Origin of the sequence: Salinicola sp. MH3R3-1 (assembly GCF_001937155.1) — a bacterium.
Classification (GTDB): domain Bacteria; phylum Pseudomonadota; class Gammaproteobacteria; order Pseudomonadales; family Halomonadaceae; genus Salinicola; species Salinicola halophyticus.
Genome location: NZ_MSDP01000015.1, coordinates 37,887 through 56,784, shown reverse-complemented (window position 1 = coordinate 56,784; position 18,898 = coordinate 37,887). Strand labels below are relative to the sequence as shown.

The 18,898-nt window shown below is 61.5% G+C and carries 19 protein-coding genes; 7 read left to right on the top strand and 12 right to left on the bottom strand.

All coding sequences use genetic code 11. The features are described from left to right. Positions 1-68 precede the first annotated feature (68 nt). The 3 genes from BTW08_RS09625 (at position 69) to BTW08_RS09615 (ending at position 3,160) form a co-directional block, all read left to right on the top strand. A complete protein-coding gene (locus BTW08_RS09625; protein ID WP_075562310.1) occupies positions 69-1,271 on the top strand; it encodes a glycine betaine/L-proline ABC transporter ATP-binding protein in 1,203 nt (400 codons plus the stop codon). Further along, positions 1,271-2,113 (top strand): proline/glycine betaine ABC transporter permease, encoded by an 843-nt coding sequence (locus BTW08_RS09620; RefSeq protein ID WP_075562309.1) that lies wholly within the window; start codon positions 1,271-1,273, stop codon positions 2,111-2,113. The genes BTW08_RS09625 and BTW08_RS09620 overlap by 1 nt, the downstream gene beginning before the upstream one ends. Positions 2,114-2,275: 162 nt before the next feature. Then, complete coding sequence (locus tag BTW08_RS09615) at positions 2,276-3,160, top strand: glycine betaine ABC transporter substrate-binding protein (protein ID WP_075562308.1); 885 nt, start codon at positions 2,276-2,278, stop codon at positions 3,158-3,160. Positions 3,161-3,360: 200 nt separating this feature from the next. On the opposite strand, the gene pdxH is transcribed toward BTW08_RS09615, so the two are convergent. From pdxH to BTW08_RS09585, 6 genes are all read right to left on the bottom strand, one after another. After that, positions 3,361-4,011 (bottom strand): pyridoxamine 5'-phosphate oxidase, encoded by a 651-nt coding sequence (gene pdxH, locus BTW08_RS09610; protein WP_110691812.1) that lies wholly within the window; start codon positions 4,009-4,011, stop codon positions 3,361-3,363. A 173-nt stretch (positions 4,012-4,184) separates the two neighbouring features. After that, on the bottom strand, positions 4,185-5,435 hold the full coding sequence (locus BTW08_RS09605) for a hypothetical protein (RefSeq protein WP_246837690.1): 1,251 nt from the start codon (positions 5,433-5,435) through the stop codon (positions 4,185-4,187). Beyond that, positions 5,432-5,818 (bottom strand): DUF2069 domain-containing protein, encoded by a 387-nt coding sequence (locus tag BTW08_RS09600; RefSeq protein WP_075562305.1) that lies wholly within the window; start codon positions 5,816-5,818, stop codon positions 5,432-5,434. The genes BTW08_RS09605 and BTW08_RS09600 overlap by 4 nt, the downstream gene beginning before the upstream one ends. Beyond that, the gene (gene wrbA / locus BTW08_RS09595) at positions 5,815-6,459 is read right to left on the bottom strand and encodes an NAD(P)H:quinone oxidoreductase (RefSeq protein ID WP_075562304.1); all 645 of its coding nucleotides are present in this window, start codon (positions 6,457-6,459) and stop codon (positions 5,815-5,817) included. Before wrbA ends, BTW08_RS09600 begins: the two co-directional genes overlap by 4 nt. Before the next feature lie 41 nt (positions 6,460-6,500). Continuing rightward, positions 6,501-6,875: an arsenate reductase family protein gene (locus BTW08_RS09590; RefSeq protein ID WP_246837689.1), complete on the bottom strand. Its 375-nt coding sequence runs from the start codon at positions 6,873-6,875 to the stop codon at positions 6,501-6,503. A gap of 151 nt (positions 6,876-7,026) precedes the next feature. Next, positions 7,027-7,482, bottom strand: coding sequence for a gamma-glutamylcyclotransferase family protein (locus BTW08_RS09585; protein WP_075562302.1), 456 nt, complete (start codon positions 7,480-7,482; stop codon positions 7,027-7,029). A gap of 219 nt (positions 7,483-7,701) precedes the next feature. Between BTW08_RS09585 and smrA the strand changes: the two genes are divergently transcribed. Then, a complete protein-coding gene (gene smrA / locus BTW08_RS09580; RefSeq protein ID WP_075562301.1) occupies positions 7,702-8,301 on the top strand; it encodes a DNA endonuclease SmrA in 600 nt (199 codons plus the stop codon). Between the two features lie 87 nt (positions 8,302-8,388). Here the strand turns inward: smrA and BTW08_RS09575 are convergent, their stop codons facing one another. The 3 genes from BTW08_RS09575 to metH all read right to left on the bottom strand — a co-directional run bounded on the left by BTW08_RS09575 (position 8,389) and on the right by metH (position 14,482). Then, the gene (locus tag BTW08_RS09575) at positions 8,389-8,934 is read right to left on the bottom strand and encodes a DUF934 domain-containing protein (protein ID WP_083627794.1); all 546 of its coding nucleotides are present in this window, start codon (positions 8,932-8,934) and stop codon (positions 8,389-8,391) included. Next, positions 8,924-10,579 (bottom strand): nitrite/sulfite reductase, encoded by a 1,656-nt coding sequence (locus BTW08_RS09570; protein WP_075562300.1) that lies wholly within the window; start codon positions 10,577-10,579, stop codon positions 8,924-8,926. Before BTW08_RS09570 ends, BTW08_RS09575 begins: the two co-directional genes overlap by 11 nt. Positions 10,580-10,696: 117 nt before the next feature. Beyond that, entirely contained in the window at positions 10,697-14,482 is a 3,786-nt protein-coding gene (gene metH / locus BTW08_RS09565; RefSeq protein WP_075562299.1) for a methionine synthase, read from the bottom strand. A 205-nt stretch (positions 14,483-14,687) separates the two neighbouring features. Here metH and nfuA point away from each other — a divergent pair, with 205 nt between their 5' ends. Next, positions 14,688-15,275, top strand: coding sequence for a Fe-S biogenesis protein NfuA (gene nfuA / locus BTW08_RS09560; RefSeq protein ID WP_188113769.1), 588 nt, complete (start codon positions 14,688-14,690; stop codon positions 15,273-15,275). A gap of 204 nt (positions 15,276-15,479) precedes the next feature. Beyond that, complete coding sequence (locus BTW08_RS09555) at positions 15,480-16,457, top strand: TAXI family TRAP transporter solute-binding subunit (RefSeq protein WP_210403231.1); 978 nt, start codon at positions 15,480-15,482, stop codon at positions 16,455-16,457. 48 nt (positions 16,458-16,505) lie between these two features. Here the strand turns inward: BTW08_RS09555 and BTW08_RS09550 are convergent, their stop codons facing one another. Beyond that, a complete protein-coding gene (locus BTW08_RS09550; protein WP_075562296.1) occupies positions 16,506-17,477 on the bottom strand; it encodes a DNA-binding protein in 972 nt (323 codons plus the stop codon). Positions 17,478-17,652: 175 nt separating this feature from the next. Here BTW08_RS09550 and BTW08_RS09545 point away from each other — a divergent pair, with 175 nt between their 5' ends. Further along, the gene (locus BTW08_RS09545) at positions 17,653-18,081 is read left to right on the top strand and encodes a SufE family protein (protein WP_075562295.1); all 429 of its coding nucleotides are present in this window, start codon (positions 17,653-17,655) and stop codon (positions 18,079-18,081) included. 19 nt (positions 18,082-18,100) lie between these two features. Here the strand turns inward: BTW08_RS09545 and yidD are convergent, their stop codons facing one another. Together yidD and hisI are read right to left on the bottom strand one after the other, a co-directional pair. Beyond that, positions 18,101-18,418, bottom strand: coding sequence for a membrane protein insertion efficiency factor YidD (gene yidD, locus BTW08_RS09540; RefSeq protein ID WP_139313626.1), 318 nt, complete (start codon positions 18,416-18,418; stop codon positions 18,101-18,103). 11 nt (positions 18,419-18,429) lie between these two features. Then, complete coding sequence (gene hisI, locus BTW08_RS09535; protein WP_075562294.1) at positions 18,430-18,873, bottom strand: phosphoribosyl-AMP cyclohydrolase; 444 nt, start codon at positions 18,871-18,873, stop codon at positions 18,430-18,432. Between the last annotated feature and the right edge of the window lie 25 nt (positions 18,874-18,898).

Genomic DNA, 18,898 nt, shown 5'->3' with positions numbered 1-18,898 from the left:
ATACCGTTCGACACGCGTCTTAACGACGTCGTAGAGGACTTCTTCTGCTTTGCCAACCTAGGCCTGACATGACCGACACACAGCAAACCAAGATTCAAGTGCGAAACTTGAGCAAGGTGTTCGGCGACGACACCAAGAAAGCGCTCAAGCTGCGTGACGAGGGTCTCAATCGTGCCCAGATCCTCGAGAAAACCGGGCAGACGCTCGGTCTCTCCAACATCAACTTCGACGTCCGCGAAGGTGAGCTTCTGGTCATCATGGGGCTTTCCGGTTCCGGAAAGTCGACATTGATCCGTTGCTTGAACCGGCTGATCGAACCGACCGAAGGCGACATCATCATCGGCGGGGAAAATATCCCTCAGCTGAGCGACAAAGCCCTGCTGCACTGCCGTCGTCGGCATTTTTCGATGGTGTTCCAGAACTTCGCACTGTTCCCGCACCGCACGGTGCAGATGAACGCCGAATACGGACTCGAGATTCGCGGAATCGCCAAGGCCGAACGGGCCGAGAAAGCCAGGAACTCGCTCAAGCAGGTCGGACTCGACGGCTGGGAGCATGCTTACCCCAGCCAGCTTTCCGGCGGCATGCAGCAGCGTGTCGGGCTGGCCCGAGCGCTGGCCAACGACTCCAGCGTGCTGTTGATGGACGAGGCCTTCTCCGCGCTCGACCCGCTGATCCGGCGGGACATGCAGCAGGAGCTGATCGAGCTGCAGCACCGCATGAAGAAGACCACGATTTTCATCACCCACGATCTCGACGAAGCGCTCAATATCGGCGACCGCATCATTCTGCTGCGGGATGGCGAAATCGTGCAGATCGGCACGCCGGAAGAGGTGCTGACCAACCCCGCCGATGACTATGTGGCGCGTTTCACCGAAGGCGTCGATCGGTCCCGCGTCGTCACGGCCCGTCGGGTGATGCGCCCGGTTCGTGCCACGGCCCGTCATGATGACGGCCCGCGTACGGTGCTGCGCAAGATGAGCGAGAACTCGCTGGATTCGATCTACGTCACCGATCGCGAGCGCAAGTTGCTGGGGATTCTGGAGGCGGAAAGCGTCGAGGAAGCCGCCAAGGCCGGTAAGGATACGATTCGTGATCTGGTGGTGACGGATTTCCCTCACGTGGGCCCGGAAGAACCGCTGGCTACGCTGTATCCGATGTTCAAGGGCAAGAGTTTTCCCGTGGCGGTCATCGATGACGAGCAGCGGCTGCTCGGCGTGGTGGTCAAGGGTGCCGTACTCGAACAACTGGCGCAGACGGGAGAACACTGATGGATTTCGATATTCCAAGAATTCCGCTGGGCGACTGGATCGAGAGCGGACTCGACTTTCTGACCACCGAGTTTTCCGGCGTGACCCGGGCGATTTCCCGGGGGACGCAGGCCGGCATCAATTTGCTCAACGACGGTTTGATGTGGTTGCCTGAATGGGCGCTGATCTTGCTGGTCGCGCTGCTGTGCTGGAAAGTCGGCGGTCGTCGTCTGGCGATCGGCGCCTTGCTGGGCTTGGGCCTGATCTGGAATCTGGGTCTCTGGGATCCGATGATCCAGACGCTGACGCTGGTGGTCATCGCCACTTTGATCGCCATCGTGATCGCGCTGCCGCTGGGAATTCTGGCAGCGATATCCGATCGCTTCTATAGGGTGATCATGCCCATTCTCGATTTCATGCAGACGATGCCGGCGTTCGTCTACCTGATCCCGGCCATTCCGTTTTTCGGCATCGGCTCGGTATCCGGCATCTTCGCCACGGTGATCTTCTCGATGCCGCCAGCGATCCGCTTTACCACTCTCGGGATTCGGCAGGTGCCGAAAGACCTGATCGAGGCGGCGGATGCCTATGGCTCCACGCGTAGCCAGAAGCTGGTCAAGGTTCAGTTGCCACTGTCGTTGCCGACACTGATGGGCGGTATCAACCAGACTATCATGCTGGCGCTGTCGATGGTTGTCATCGCGGCGATGATCGGCGCCAACGGCCTGGGTAGCGAAGTATGGCGCGCGATCCAGCGCTTGCGCCCCGGCGAGGGTTTCGAAGCCGGTATCGCGGTCGTGATCATGGCGATGTTGCTGGACCGCCTGACGCAGTCTTTCAGCGGTAAAAAGAAAACGAAATAAGCATAAAGCAGCGTCAGATTCTCAAAGGCCAGAGTCCCGAAAGTCAGAGTCCCGAAAGCCAGAGTTTGAAGTGTTAGAGATTGAAGAGCAGGAGTCCGATGCTGCCAGCGTTTCGCCGGCAGCATCGGTAGCGGTACGCAAACCACAAGAAGGGGAAAGTCGATGACACGTAACGTAATGTCGCAAGCCGTTCGCTATGGCGCCTTGATGATGGCCGCCGGCATCAGCATGACCGCCGGTGTCGCTCAGGCCCAGGACGACAAGGGAACCATCAAGCTGGCCTACGTCGAATGGGCATCCGAAGTCGCTTCTACCAACGTGATTCGCGCCGTACTCGAAGAACAGGGGTACGACGTCGAAATGAACTCTCTGGGTGCCGCCGTGATGTGGCAGGCCGTGGGAACCGGCGATGCCGACGCCATCGTGGCTGCCTGGCTGCCGACGACACACGGCGACTATCTCAAGAAAGTTCAGGATGATGTCGAAGATCTCGGGCCCAACCTGGAAGGGACCAAGCTTGGGCTGGTCGTACCGGAATACACCGATATCGACTCGATCGATCAACTGAACGATCACGCCGATGAATTCGACGGCAAGATTGTGGGGATCGATCCGGGCGCGGGCCTGATGTCACAGACCGAAGATGCCATCGACGAGTACGGCATCGACAAGCTGCAGCTGCAGTCGAGCAGCGGTGCCGCCATGACTTCGGCGCTGGCCGATGCGGTCAAGAATCACGAGGACATCGTGGTGACCGGCTGGACGCCGCACTGGATGTTCGCGCGCTGGGATCTCAAGTATCTCGACGATCCGAAGAAGGCCTATGGCGATGCCGAGCACATCAGCACCGTCGTGCATAAGGGCCTGAAGGACGAGATGCCGCAAGCCTATGCAATTCTCGACAATTTCAACTGGACGCCGGATCAGATGGGCGAAGTCATGCTCATGAACCAGAAAGACGGTTCGGATCCTTACGAGAACGCCAAGAAGTGGGTCGACGAGCATCCCGATGTCGTCGCCGAATGGACTGACGGTACTGCCGACTAACGCAGCCCCGCGTCAATGCCAAAAGAACGCCCGGTCATGATGACCGGGCGTTTTGCGTTCTGGGCTTGGAAATCTCAGTTCGGGAAACCGTAGCCTCTGAGATCACTGCCTCAGAGATCTCAGTTCAGGAAGCCACAGGCTAGGAAAACTCAGTCTGAGAAGCCACAGACTGGCACGTCGAGCAGGTTTCCCGAAGGCCATCACGGCGCCAGACGGGTGCGATGCCATTCGGTGGCCTGGCTGTCTCGACGGGTGTAGCGCACGCGATCATGCAGCCGGCTGCGCTGCCCCTGCCAGAACTCGATCGTCTGCGGCACGAGCAGATATCCGCCCCAGTGCGGCGGCCGCTCGACCGGCTGGTCGGTGTAGACCTGCTCGAAGCGTGCCAGGCGTTCTTGCATCCAGTCCCGGTTGGGAATCTCGACGCTCTGCTGCGAAACCCAGGCGGCCAGCTGGCTCTTGCGAGGGCGGCTGGAGAAATAGTCGTCAGACTGCTGAACATCTACCTTTTCGACGCTGCCCTCGACCCTGACCTGTCGTTGCAAAGCGGGCCACCAGAATACGACCGCGGCATTGGGCACGTGGGCGAGCTCATTGCCTTTCTGGCTCTGATAATTGGTATAGAAGCGGAAACCCTGCGGGTCGAAACCTTTCAGCAACACCACACGGGCGTGGGGATGCCCCTCGCTGTCGACCGTCGCCAGGGTCATGGCGTTGGCGTCCAACCCTTCACTTTCGATGGCCTGGTTCAGCCAATCCTCGAACAGGGGAAGTGGCGTGTCGGGAGTATTTTCCGGCGCCAGGGCTTCGCCTTCGTAATCCCGTCGCATACCGGCGAGGTCGCTCATCAGTGATTCTCCATGCGTACGCTATGAATGGTGACCATTGTAGCCTGACCGAGCACGGTGATGATGCCCCCGGCTCTTAGTCATTAGGCTCATCCCCTGATTTGGTCTCTGGTATCGGTTTCTGGCTCCGCTCATCACCTTGGCCCGGCGTATCGCTGCACCGGGTCGACGTGGCATTAGCCAAGGGCCGCGTGAAGCGCCAGCACTAGCCCGCAACAGCACCAGCCGAGAACGGCATAGGGTAGATTCCAGCGCAGCATGTCGCGCACGGCAATCTGGTAGCGCACGCAGATGGCCAGGTTGCTGCCGGACAGTGGGCTGCTGCCGGTTCCCAGCGCCCAGCACATCAGAAACAGCATGCCGAGCAGGGTGGGATCGGGATGCAGCGGGGCGATCAGCGGCGCCAGCGTCGCGATGCCGATCAGCGGATGAATACCGGAAAAGGAGATCACCACGATCACGCCCAGCGCAAACCAGGCCTGCCAGTGGCCGAAATGATCGATCGGCAGATCGAGCCCGTCAGGCAGGCTGGCCAACAGGGCGGCTAGCCCCGTCGAGATGACGCCGGCACCCAGAAACAGGGCGAACTGGGGTGCCAGCCGCTGGAGTCCATGGGTGAACTGGTGGCGCATCCGGTCACGTCGATGATCGCGTGGCATCAGCAGAAACGAGAACACTGGCGCGACGATGGCGATGATCAGCGGAATGGAGAGATCGGGTCGCCACAGATGCAATGCGATGACCACGACGGCCAGTATACAAGGCATCAGCAGCGCACTTTTCCCGATCGGGTAGCCGACGAAAGGGGCATGCAATCGCCAGATGTCGATCCAGTTGAGCGCGAGCAGCAGAGCCGCCGCCAACAGCCCCCACGGGAGCAGGCTCAGATAGTCGAGCCCCGGGGCGTAGGTCAGGGCGACGCCCATGGCGACGAAGAAAGGGGACCAGGCGGCAGCGGCGGTGAAACCACGCCCGACGATGAGCGCCTGCGAGCGGGTCAGCTTGCCGTCGCGCTGCATCCGCTCGCCAAACAGGAAGACCACCGACAGATTGATCGCAGCACCGAATAGGTGTGCGCCCAGCATCGTGCCGAGCATGCTGCCCGAGCGCTGATCGTCGCTATCGGTCGGCGGCGTTGCCATGGTCAGAAAGCTGACCCCGGCAAACATCATCAGCAGTGACTGGTTGATGGTCAGGGCATGCAGCAGGGGATAGGGTGTGCCGCGTATCAGCGCTACCGCCCATAGCAGCAGGCCGACGCCGAACAGGGTGCCGGCCTGGCGACGCGAGGTTCGTGGCAGCTCGCGGAATAGCCTAAGCGTGGCCAGCCAAGCCAGTATTGCCGCCGGCCAGATCGGCCAATCCAACAGATTGCTGGCCACGCTGAGTACCAGCATAGCCAGAATCAGTACGCTGGATGGTCTCACGAGGTGGGACGATCGATCCGGCCGCGCAAGCGAACGTACCGATAGGCCATGATCGACAGGCCGGCGGCGGCCAGAATCTCGGCGCCGACCAGCACCGAGCCCCCGCCCTTGGCAACGATCATGATCCCCTGAACGACATAGAGAACGCCTAGCGCCGTCAGCCAGATATGGCCACGACGCCGCTGCATCAGCAGCGTCGGCAGGAACAGCACTAGCGGCAGAATTCGAACCAGTATCGCGGCCGCCTGGGCGTGCTGCTGCACGTAGTGCCAGATGCCACTGACCACCAGCAGGGCCAGCAACGCGGCATAGGCGATCCATACCCCCCGGCGAGCGGCGTTCAGGGCGGTGGCGTCAGCGGTCGGGGACGATGACAAAGTCATGAACGCGCATCCCGCATCGACTCGAGCGCCAGCGAGAGTTCGGCCAGGCGGCGCCCCTGGGCCATGGCCAGCGCGCGCTCATCGGCATCGACTTCACGGTCCGCATTGGGTCCCGCCAGATGACTGGTGCCGTAGGGCGTTCCGCCGCTCTGAGTGCTCAGCAGGGCGGTCTCGCTATAGGGAACGCCGGCGTAGACCATGCCGTGATGCAGCAGCGGTATGAGCATGGTCAACAGGGTGCTTTCCTGGCCACCGTGCAGACTGGCCGTCGATGTGAAAGCGGTAGCCGGTCGGTCGACCAGCACGCCGTTCATCCACAGGCCACTGGTGGTATCGAGAAAATACTTGAGCGGTGCCGCCATGTTGCCGAATCGAGTCGGGCTGCCCAGCGCCAGACCCGCGCAGTGGCGTAGATCGTCTTCGTCGACGTAAATGGCGCCTTCGTCTGGCACTTCCGGCGCGGTCGCTTCGCAGACCGGAGAAACCGGCGGGACGGTCCGGAGTCGGGCCTCGATGCCCGAGACGCTCTCGATGCCTGCAGCCAGCTGCTCCGCCAGGGTTTTCGTCGCGCCCTGACGTGAATAGTAGAGAACGAGAACGTAAGGGACGGCAGAGCCGCGGTTGGCGGTACGATCAGTCATGAAATTCCCTCGGGCGCACGGGTGGTGTCGGTACTGAAACGTTAGATCAGCTGGAGAACGGCCTGGGGTGGGCGCCCGACTACGGCATACTCGCCGTCGTCGGCGATCGGCCGCTGCATCAGGCGCGGATGCTCGACGATGGCATCGATGATTTGCGCGCGTGTGGGCTCGTCGATGCCCCGCATCTGCCACTCCGTCTCTTCACGGCGAAGTATCTGATCGGCATCGTCGCCCAGACGCAGTGCCAGCCCCTCCAGCTCTTCGCGGGAAAGCGGATCGTTCAGATAGCGGCGTTCGATGACTTCGACGCCGCGGGACTCCAGCAGGGCAAGCGCTTCGCGGGACTTCGAGCAACGCGAATTGTGGTACAGCGTCAGCGTAGGCATCGGTGAGGCATAACCTTGTTCTGTCAGCACGAAATCTATTCGCGCGGGCTTGTCAGCACGCCATCTGTCGTCACGGCATCTATCAGCGTGGGCCATTTCAACAAGGGCCATCTCAATACCGGCCATGCTAGCGCGACGTTATCGGACCCGCATTGTAGCGGTTATGGCGACACAGCCTCAATCACGGCTGCGCCGCGGCGGCGCGGGCCTGTTCCGGTATGCGCCGATAGACCCAGGCGATGGTGCCGTCTTCGAGCTTGACGCTCTCCCGGGTATAGCGAATTCCCAGTCGTTCGTAACGATCCAGGGCTTTCAGGGCATCGGGACTGACCGTCAGCACTTCCCCCGGCACCTCGGCGTCCGCCTGCGGCAGAATGTCGAGATCCTGCCGGCGGTATCCCTTCAACGTGGCATCGCGCGTGTCAGCCGGCGTTCCCATGATGACCCAGCGCAACCAGTCATAGCGCAAAGTGCCGTAGACGAATACGTCCTGCTCCGGCACCCGGTCGTCAATGACCGCGGTTTCCGCGGGCTGGTAGCCGTAGGGGCTTATGAAGGTATACCAGAAATATCCGCCGCCAATGGCGATCGCCGTGATCAGCAGGACGAAAAACCCGATGAGAAGACGTCTTGTCATGAAAGACCCTGATCTAGGTGGAGAAGCTGGGTAGGCGTGTCGAAAGACGTTTCGAGAGACGATTCAAGAGACGTTTCAAGAAGCACTGCCGCCAGCATACACAATGTGCAGACGGCGCAGCGCTGGAGAAGAAACGATACGCCGTTGATCGAGCTCCCGAACCCCGTGCTAGCATTTGAAGTAGAAGCACCAATGAGGTATCGACGGAGGAAAGCCATCATGAGTCACGCGACCAACGACCACCAGGCATTCCGTGATGCTTTGGGTAACGATGTGCAGCCTCTTAGAAAAGGGCGCGACAAGGCCGCGCTCGCCCGGGCTCAAGCGTCGCCGTCTGAGGCCCAGCTGGCGCGTCGTGCCAGTGCGCAGCAGGCCGGTGACGACCAGCGAGACTTCCTGTCCGACGAGTTCGTCGACCTGTTAGGCGCTCACGATCCGATCGAGTTCCGCCGCGACGGCATCCAGATTGGGGTGCTCGAAAGGCTGCGTCACGGTGGCTATGCCGCCGAAGCACGTCTGCATCTTCTTCGCATGCCGGTGATCGAATGCCGTCGTGCGGTGTTCGGCTTCCTCCGCGACACCTACGAGCACGATCTGCGCAGCGTTCTCATCGTGCACGGACGTTCGCGGGATGACGATGGCCGGTCCAACGTGGTGCGTTCCTATCTCAACCACTGGTTGAAACAGTTCGAACAGGTTCAGGCGTTCTGTTCGGCGCCGGCCCATCAAGGCGGTCTGGGCGCGACCTTCGTGATGCTGCGCAAGTCCGAACGGGCGCGGGCCAACAATCGTGAGCGTCAACAGAAACGCCGTGGTTGATGCGGTTAGCAGGACCGATTCGACTAAACGCAATGACCCCGGCCAGGGCCGGGGTCATTGGGAGATACGGGTAAGACCTTCGCTGATCTATCGTTCTTTCAGGCGTCGAGCAAAGAGCGGTTCGCTCAGATCCACGGCCGGCTGATAGCTGACGGTGAAAGCCTTGAGCGCCTTCAGGGCCGGCTCGAGTTCCTGGTCCTCACGCAGTGCCAGCGCATCGAAGCCGCAGCGGCTCATGTAGTAGAGCTGATCGATCAGGACGTCGCCGATGGCGCGCACTTCGCCGGCGTATCCGAAACGTTCCCGCAGCAGTCGCGCCAGCGTATAGCCTCGGCCATCGGTAAAGGCGGGGAAGTCGATCGCGATCAGGGCCGTCCGTTCCAGCTCGGCGACCAGTTCCGGTGTCAACTCGGTGTCGCTTGACAGCCACGGGGCCAGGTCGTCCTGATTCGCATGCTGCTGCCACAAGGCGAGCGGCACGATAGCGGGGCGGCTCTCGGGCAGGCTTTCCGCGTCGCGGAAGAGCACCCAGGTGTCGGCGGCCGGTTTGCCAAGCTTGATCAGCGCACTCGTGGCAGTGACGGCTTCCTGGGCGTGTTGATGGGCTTCTTGAAGCTCCTGTTCAGGCTGCATAGACACGCTCCTTGAAAGCCTGATGGCCGACACGGCGGTAGGTATCGAGGAAGCGCTCTTCATCCAGACGCTTCTCGACGTAGACCTGCAGTACCTTGTCGATGACGTCGGGAACGTCTTCACGGTAGAAGGAGGGGCCCAGGATCTTGCCTAGCGAGACATCGTCGTCGGCGTTGCCGCCCAGCGATATCTGGTAGTACTCCTCGCCTTTCTTGTCGACACCGAGAATGCCGATGTTGCCGACATGGTGATGACCGCAGGCGTTCATGCAGCCGGAGATATTGAGATCGATCGGGCCGAGGTCGTAGAGAAAATCGAGATCCTCGAAGCGCTCCTGAATCGCCTGGGCGATGGGGATCGACACCGCGTTGGCCAGCGAACAGAAATCCCCGCCCGGGCAGCAGATGATGTCGTTCAACGTACCCACGGTGGGGTTGGCCATGCCCAGCGCGTCCAACTGCTGCCATAGCGCTTCGATCTCGTCGACGGGGACGTCCGACAGCACCAGATTCTGCTCGTGAGTGACGCGCAGTTCACCGAAACCGAAGGTTTCCGCGAGATCGGCCACGGCATCCATCTGATCGGCGGTAATATCGCCCGGCGCCGCTTCGCGTCGTTTCAACGACAGGGTGACCGCCTTGTAGCCCGGTACCTTGTGATCCATGACGTTGTTGGTCACGAAGCGGGCGAAGGCGCGGTTGTCATGCCGCAGCTGATCGAACGCGACGATCGCGGACTCGGCCACCGGACGACGCGCCGGCTCGGGGAAGTGGGTCTTGGCTTCATCCACCGCGTCGTCGTTCAACGTCTGCGGGCCATCCTTGAGATGGGCCCATTCGGCCTCGACGCGGCGGGCGAATTCTTCGACGCCCAGCGCCTTGACCAGGATCTTGATTCGCGCCTTGAACTTGTTGTCGCGACGACCGAACTGGTTATAGACGCGAACGATGGCTTCGAGATAGGTCAGCAGGTGCTGCCAGGGCAGGTCGGCACGGACCACTTCGCCGATCATCGGCGTACGCCCCATGCCGCCGCCGGCGAGCACGCGGAAGCGCAGCTCGCCGGCGTCGTTCAGGAACAGTCGCAGGCCGATGTCGTGGACATGAATCGCTGCGCGGTCATGGGTGGCGCCGGTCACCGCAATCTTGAACTTGCGCGGCAGATAGGCAAATTCAGGGTGCAGCGTGGACCACTGCCGAATCAGCTCGCACCAGGGGCGTGGATCGACCACTTCATCCTTGGCGATACCCGCGAACTGGTCGCTGGTGGTGTTGCGAATGCAATTGCCGCTGGTCTGGATCGCGTGCATCTGAACCTTGGCCAGATCCGCCAGGATATCGGGGACGTCTTCCTGCGCCGGCCAGTTGAGCTGCAGATTCTGGCGGGTGGTGAAGTGGCCGTAGCCGCGATCGTAGCGGCGAGTGATCGTCGCCAACGCATGGAGCTGATGGCTGCTCAACATGCCGTAAGGGATAGCGATCCGCAGCATCGGCGCATGGCGCTGAATGTACAGACCATTCTGCAAACGAACCGGACGAAACTCCTCTTCACCGAGCTTGCCGGCGAGATAGCGGTCCATCTGGTCACGGAACTGCGCAACGCGCTCGTCGACGAGCGTCTGGTCATAGGAATCGTAGCGATACATCGGGCCTGATCCTGCTAGTCATGGATTGCCAATGAGTGCACCTTACCGCGGGCGCTTTATTCTACAAAAGAATAAATACTCATAATTTGTTGCTTTATCGTTATTACGGACTGGTCGTCACGACGCCAGCGCAGAGCTCGAATCCCGTTCGTTGTCACCGGCCTGGGAAGCATCCGGATCGTAGGAGAGCACGGGCGATAGCCACCGCTCCAGCTCTGCCAGCGGCATCGACTTGCGCTGTGCCAGCCCCTCGACCTGATCACGACCGATCTTGCCGGTGGAAAAATATTTCGATTCCGGATGGGCGAAGTACCAGCCCGAAACCGCCGCCGCCGGCCACATGGCAAAACTTTCGGTCAGCGTGATGCCGGTGTTTTCGGTGGCGGCAAGGAGACGGAACAGGGTGGCCTTTTCGGTGTGATCCGGGCACGCCGGATAGCCGGGCGCAGGGCGGATGCCCTGATATTTCTCGGCGATCAGGGCGTCATTGTCCAGTGTTTCCTCCGGCACGTAGCCCCAGAACTCCTTGCGCACGCGCGCGTGCAGCCGCTCGGCAAACGCTTCCGCCAGACGGTCCGACAGCGCCTGCACCAGAATCGCGTTGTAGTCGTCGCCGGCCGCTTCGTAACGCTTGGCCAGTTCGTCGGCGCCGTGGCCGGAGGTCACCGCGAATCCGCCGATCCAGTCGAGCTTGTCGCTGGGTTCTCCGTTCTCTCGATAGCGCGGCGCGATGAAGTCGGCCAGGCTGTGACAGATGCCGTCGCGACCCTTGGTGCTCTGCTGGCGAATGTGATGAAGGCGCTCGATCACGGTCTCGCGGCTCTCGTCGGCATAGACCTCGATCACGTCGTCGTCGACGCTGTTGGCGGGCCACAGACCGATCACGCCACGGGCCTGGATGTGACGCTCGTCGATCAGCTTGCGCAGCATGACCTGGGCATCGCGGAACAGGTTGCGAGCGGCTTCGCCGACCACCTCGTCTTCGAGAATTCGGGGATACTTGCCCGACAGCTGCCAGGTCATGAAGAACGGCGTCCAGTCGATGACGTCGACCAGTTCCTCGAGGTCGTAGTCCTCGAACACGGTGAGCCCGGGCTGGATCGGCTTGACCGGCTCGAAGTGCTCCCAGTCGATCTTGAAGCGTCGCTCTCTGGCAGCGGCGTAACCGATGTCCGAGGCCTTGGGACGACGCTTGGCGTTGCGCTCGCGGACCTGATCGTATTCGTGTTGGATATCGGCAAAGTAGCCCGGCTTCTGCGCCGGCGAGAGCAGGCGGCTGGCAACGCCCACGGCGCGAGAGGCGTCGCTGACGTAGATCACCGGCTCGTCATACTGCGGCGCGATCTTGACTGCCGTGTGGGCTTTCGAGGTGGTGGCGCCGCCGATCAGCAGCGGCAGCTGAAAACCCTGGCGCTTCATCTCCTTGGCGACGTGGACCATCTCGTCGAGCGACGGCGTGATCAGACCGGATAGGCCGATGATGTCGGCGTTCTCCTCGCGGGCAGTCTTGAGGATCTTCTCGGCGGGCACCATCACCCCGAGATCGACCACGTCGTAGTTGTTGCACTGCAGTACCACGCCGACGATGTTCTTGCCGATGTCATGAACGTCACCCTTGACGGTCGCCATGATGATCTTGCCCTTGGACTGCACCTCGCCGGACTTTTCCGCTTCGATGTAGGGAATCAGATAGGCAACTGCCTGCTTCATGACCCGCGCCGACTTGACCACCTGGGGCAGGAACATCTTGCCGGCGCCGAACAGGTCGCCGACCACGTTCATGCCGTCCATCAGCGGGCCTTCGATCACCTCGATCGGGCGTTCGGCCGCGGCTCTGGCTTCTTCCGCGTCCGCCTCGATGTAAGCGGTAATGCCCTTGACCAGGGCGTGTTCGATCCGCTTGTTGACTTCCCAGCTGCGCCATTCCAGGTCTTCTTTCCTGGCGGTGCCTCCGCCGTCGCCTCGATACTGTTCGGCGACCTCCAGCAGTCGTTCGGTGCCATCGTCACGGCGATTGAGCACCACGTCCTCGACGGCTTCGCGCAGCTCGCTCGGCAGATCATCGTAGACGGCCAGTTGGCCGGCGTTGACGATGCCCATCGACATGCCGGCCTTGATGGCGTGGTAGAGGAACACCGAGTGGATCGCTTCGCGCACGGCGTTGTTGCCACGAAACGAGAACGACACGTTGGAAACGCCGCCGGAGATCATCGCGTGGGGCAAATTCTCGTGAATCCACTGCGTCGCCTCGATGAAATCGACGGCGTAGTTGTTGTGTTCCTCGATCCCGGTGGCGATGGCGAAGATATTGGGATCGAAGATGATGTCTTCGGCGGGGAAACCGATATCGTCGACCAGCAGCCGATAGGCGCGCTGGCAGATTTCGGTCTTGCGCGCGAAGGTATCGGCCTGACCCTGCTCGTCGAACGCCATCACCACGATGGCGGCACCGTGGCGACGGCACTCGTTGGCCTGATGGCGAAACGACGCTTCGCCTTCTTTCAGTGAGATCGAGTTGACGATCGCCTTGCCCTGGATGCACTTGAGGCCGGCCTCGATAATCGACCATTTCGAGGAGTCGACCATGATCGGTACGCGGGCAATGTCGGGTTCGCCGGCGATCAGGTTGAGGAAGCGCACCATCGCTTCCTCGGACTCCAGCATGCCTTCATCCATGTTGATGTCGATCACCTGGGCGCCGTTCTCGACCTGTTCCAGCGCCACTTCCAGGGCGGTAGTGTAGTCCTCTTCCTGAATCAGGCGCTTGAAGCGCGCCGAGCCGGTCACGTTGGTGCGCTCGCCGACATTGACGAACAGCGAGTCCGCTTCGATGTTGAACGGCTCGAGACCGGAGAGTCGGCAGGCGGCGGGGCGCTCGGGGATGGCGCGCGGCGCCACGCCCTCGACAGCGCGCTTGACGGCTGCAATGTGCTCCGGCGTGGTACCGCAGCAGCCACCGATGACGTTGATCAGGCCGCTCTGGGCGAATTCACCCACGATCGCCGCCATCTCTTCCGCGGTCTGGTCGTATTCACCGAATTCGTTGGGCAAGCCCGCATTGGGGTGGGCGGACACGAAAGTGTCGGCCTTGGCGGCAAGTTCCTGCAGGTAGGGTCTGAGTTCTTCGGCACCCAGCGCACAGTTGAGGCCCACCGAGAGCGGCTGGGCGTGACGCACGGCGTTCCAGAATGCTTCGGTGGTCTGGCCGGACAGCGTGCGTCCGGAGGCGTCGGTGATGGTGCCGGAGATCATCACCGGCAAGCGCTCGCCGCGTGACTCGAACAGCGCCTCAAGGGCGTAGATGGCCGCCTTGGCGTTGAGCGTGTCGAAGATCGTCTCGATCAGGATCAGATCGGCGCCGCCGTCGATCAGCGCCGTGGCGGCCTCGATATAGTTGTCGCGCAGTTGGTCGAACGTGACGTTGCGGCGGGCGGGGTCGTTGACGTCCGGCGACAGCGACGCGGTGCGCGAGGTCGGGCCCAATACGCCGGCGACATAGCGCGGCACGCCGGTCTCCTCGGCGACGGCGTCGCAGACCTCGCGCGCCAGCCGTGCCGCCTCACGGTTGAGCTCGACGGTCAGCGACTCCATGCCGTAGTCGGACTGGGAGAGCCGGGTGCTGTTGAAGGTGTTGGTTTCGACGATGTCGGCACCGGCCTCGAGATAGGCGCGATGGATCGATTCGACGATATCCGGTCGCGTCAGCGTCAACAGGTCGTTGTTGCCCTTGAGCTCACTGGGCCAGTCGGCGAAGCGCTGACCGCGGAAGTCCGCCTCCTCGAGGCGATGATCCTGCAGCATCGTCCCCATGCCGCCATCGAGAATCACGATGCGCTCGCCCAGCGTCTTGGTCAGCGTCTGACTAGACGAATCCGGCGAAGAAGCGGGGATAATGGCAGTCATGGCGACGACTCTCCAGAAGCAGGGGAACGGATCGCGTCCCGTCCGAGACGCCGAGGGGCCGCATGGTATCAGAAAGGCACGGGTGGCGGGACTCGGGCGATAGACCGCGGCCGGCATCAATAAGCCTGACTAAATCACTCGGGATTGTTTTGATGCCCGCTTTTTCCTACCATAATGGTACATCTCAAGCAGAGTTCGCAGTCCCATGAGCCAACCGATTCAGATCACCGAAAGCGGCCAGGAATATCTGGCCGATCTACTGGCCAAGCAGGGTGTCGACGATATCGCCGTGCGGGTCTTCATCACCCAGCCCGGTACGCCATACGCCGAGACCTGCCTTGCCTATTGCCGTCCGGGAGAAGAAGAGCCGACCGACGAACGACTCGAGCTGGAAAGATTCAGCGTCTATCTCGACAAGAACAGCGTGCCGTTTCTGGAAGAGGCCGTTGTCGATTTCAACCCGGATCGCATGGGCGGCCAGCTGACGATCAAGGCGCCTAACGCCAAGATGCCGAAGGTCAATGCCGACAGCCCGCTGGAAGACCAGGTCAACTACATCCTCTACAGCGAGATCAATCCGGGGCTGGCGTCGCATGGCGGCGAGATCCGGCTGATCCAGCTGACCGAGGAGCAGATTGCCGTGCTGCAGTTCGGCGGTGGTTGCCAGGGCTGTGCGGCCGTCGATCTGACGCTGAAGGAAGGGGTCGAGAAGACATTGATGGAGCGGATCCCCGAGCTGGCCGGCATTCGCGACGTGACCGATCACACCGACACCACCAACGCGTACTATTGAGCAACCAACGCGTGCCTCTGACCAGCCGCCGCGTCCGCCTGACCATCTCACGCGCCACCGGCGCGACTGCTTACCGGTCGCGTCATGGCCTCGCCAGTCATGGGTCAGTCTCGCGGCTGCATTCAGCTTTGGCTGCCGCGGCCGATACGCTGAATTAGCGCCGGGCGTTCCAGCTCGGCAGGGTATCGTTGCGGAGAGATGCGGATGCGTTCGACGACAACAGGGCGGGCGGGCCGTTATTTCGTGGCATGTCTGTTGATGTGCTGGGGAAGTGCTAGCTGGGCTGGCGCGCCGATCGTGATCGGCACCGGCGACGCTTCCGGCGTCTATCTGACGGTCGGCCAAGCCATCTGTCGTCTCTATCAGCAGTCCACCGGTTCGGACTGTGAGGCACTGTCGACCGGGGGCTCGCTCTACAACGCCAACGGCGTGCGGACCCGTGACTTCGATTTCGGCATTGTCCAGTCGGACATCCAGTACGCCGCGCTGCAGGGCACCGCAGAGTTCTACGACAGCGGCCCCAGCCCCGAGCTGAGAGCGCTGTTCTCATTGCACGCAGAGGCTTTCACGGTCGTCGCCACGTCGCCCGGGATCCGCCGGTTCGATGACCTGATGGGCAAGCGAGTCAACGTCGGCAACCCCGGGTCCGGCCATCGTGCCACGCTGGATGCTTTGCTGAAGGTCAAGGGTGAGACGGAAAGCGTCTTTACACTGGCTAGCGAGCTGAAGCCGGAAGACATGACCCGGGTGATGTGCAGCGGCAAGCTGGATGCGTTTTTCTACGTCGTCGGTCATCCCTCGAGAGCGATCGACAACGCGACGCGACGTTGCGGCGCACATCTGGTCGAGGTATCGGGGCCGGACGTCGCCAGGCTGATTGCCGAAACGCCTTACTACAGCGTTACCGTGATCCCCGGCGGCACCTACGCCAATACGCCGGACGACACGACCACTTTCGGCGTTAGGGCGACACTGATGACGCGGGCGGATGTGAGTGAAGAGAGCGTCTATCAGCTGGTCAAGAGCGTGTTCGAGCACCTGGATGGCTTTCGTCGCTCGCACCCTTCATTGGCAAGATTGACGCCGAGGGGCATGATCGACAATGGCTTGACCGCGCCCCTTCACCCGGGAGCGCGACGCTATTACGAGGAAGCGGGGCTGTTGCCACCCGACACTCATTGACCGACGACCACTGACCAACGACCGACGCCCTCTGGAAAGGGCCTCGCCTCAACTCGCCGTGGGCGGCAGAGCGGCGCGAGACAGTCGATCGTGGAGTTCTCGGTTGGCCGCGCGTAGGTTCTTGAGCTCGCTCTCGAGGCGCTGGCGCTCCTGCTGGATGGATTTGACCCGATCGTCGCTGACGCGTTTTTCGCTCTCGGCCTGCTCCATGTGCACCTTGTCGGCGCGCAGGGATTCCTGCAGCTGCCCATACTGGCGGCGCTGTTCGGAGAGGTCGTGCTGCAAGCGTTCGCAGCGCTGATCGAGTGACGCCAGACGTTGCTCGTACTGTTTTTCCTGCTTCAGGCGCTCCTGCCGTGCATCCTCCAGCAAGCCCATGAGGCGAGCCTCGGCGGACTCATGACGCTTTTCTTCCTGGGCGAGCTTGGCCTGGTTAGCCTGATGCTGCTTGGCGATCGCGTCGCGGTGCTGCTTCTCGGCCTGTTCCAGGCTGGACTGGTGGCGCTGGCAGGTCTGCTCGAGCTGAAGAATCCGCTTTTGCTGCTGACTTTGGGTAGAGTGCAACGACTGCAGCTCGGCCTGGAGATGGGCAGCTTCGGTGGTCTTGCTCTCGAGGCGTTCCTGAACGCGCAGCATATGGTCATTGAGCGCCTGTAGCCGCTGCTCGGCGTTTTCACTCTGGCGTTGAGCCTGCTGGCCGATTTCGTCGGCTTCACGGATCTGGTCGTCCGCCTCCTGCCGATAGATCGCCAGTTTTTCGTAGGCCGCCTGCTGCGCCTTGTCCCAGATATCCGCCACCCAGGTGTCGAGACCTTCGGGACGCTCGAGGTTGCGCGGAATGGACTGCACCGAGCCGCCGCTCTGGCGGAGACGCCATTCTCGAAGGTGATCGCTGATCGTGGTGTAGCTGCCCGTGCCGAGAAGCTCACGAATTTTCTGGACGCTGACCGTTTCGCCACGCTGTTGCAGCGTGTCGATGGCGCGGCAGACGTCGTCGTAACGAATACCATTACGTGCCATGTCGATTTCCCTTGCGTTGCTGATGATGCCGGAGCTTCTGATGGCTCCTGAGAGATAGCATAGGCGATTTACGTAAACTGTATACGTAAAAATGACTATGTAATGGGAGAGGGCGCATCTCTGGGGATTCGATCGTCCAAGCCCTATAATGACGACATTCATCACAGGAGGCGCTATGAGTATCCGCGAGGCCCAGGCCGAATTGCAGGACGAGTTTTCGATGTTCGACAACTGGATGGATCGGTACCAGTACATCATCGATATGGGCCGCCAACTCCCGGAATACCCGGAGGGAGACAAGATCGTGGCTTACAAGATTGAAGGCTGCCAATCCAATGTCTGGCTGCGATCCACGCAAGAGGCGGGGCGGCTGCACTTCCGGGCGACTTCCGATGCCGCCATCGTCAGCGGTCTGATCGCCATTCTGATGCGACTCTACGATGATCGTGAGCCGCAGGAAATTCTCGACGGCGAGCCCGAATTTCTCACCGAGCTGGGACTCGACAAGCATCTGTCCCCAACCCGCAGCAATGGCTTGCATGCCATGATCGAGCGAATCTATGCCATCGCGCGTGAAGCGCGAACCGAACAGAAACTTCACTGATCGCGATCGTGGCCAACCCTCAGTGGCGGCGATCGGGTGCGTCTTGATCGTCGCCAGCGTGACTGCCCGCGTCGTCATCAATGCCGTTGTCGGACTGGCAATGACAGCCGCTGGGTTCGGGAACGGGATCGACACCGCCGGCATGAAACGGGTGGCATTTCGACAGTCGGCGAATAGCCAACCAGCCACCACGCCATGGCCCATATAGACGGATGGCTTCCAGCGCATAACTGGAGCAGGTGGGCCAGAAACGACAGCGCGGGCCGAGCAGGGGGCTGATTCCGTAGCGGTAGATCTGGATCAGCGCGGTCAGCAGCCAGGTGGCGAGCTTGGCGATCACGGCGGGCCTCAGCGCTTCCCGGCGTAGAGTTGGTCGGGAGAAATCAACGGCTCCCGGTCGATCTCGGCAACGGTAGGTGTCAGCCTGAGATAGAAGCAGCTGCGGCGACCGGTATGGCAGGCCGGTCCGGACTGATCGACCTTGAGCAACACGGTGTCGCCGTCGCAGTCGAAACGCGCCTCGACCAACTGTTGCTGCTGACCCGAGGTTTCCCCTTTGCGCCAAAAGGCCTGGCGTGAGCGAGACCAATAGCACACGCGTCCGGTCGATAGCGTCTCTTCCAAAGCCGCACGGTTCATCCAGGCCATCATCAACACTTCGCCGCTATCATGCTGCTGTGCAATGGCGGGAATCAGGCCGTCATCGTTCCACTTGGCGGCCGACAGCAAGTCATCCATCGCTACCTGAGCGCCAGATGCCGAGCGTTCGAGATCGTGAAAAAGTCCGGACATGAGGTTTTCCGTTAGGCGTGTTCGA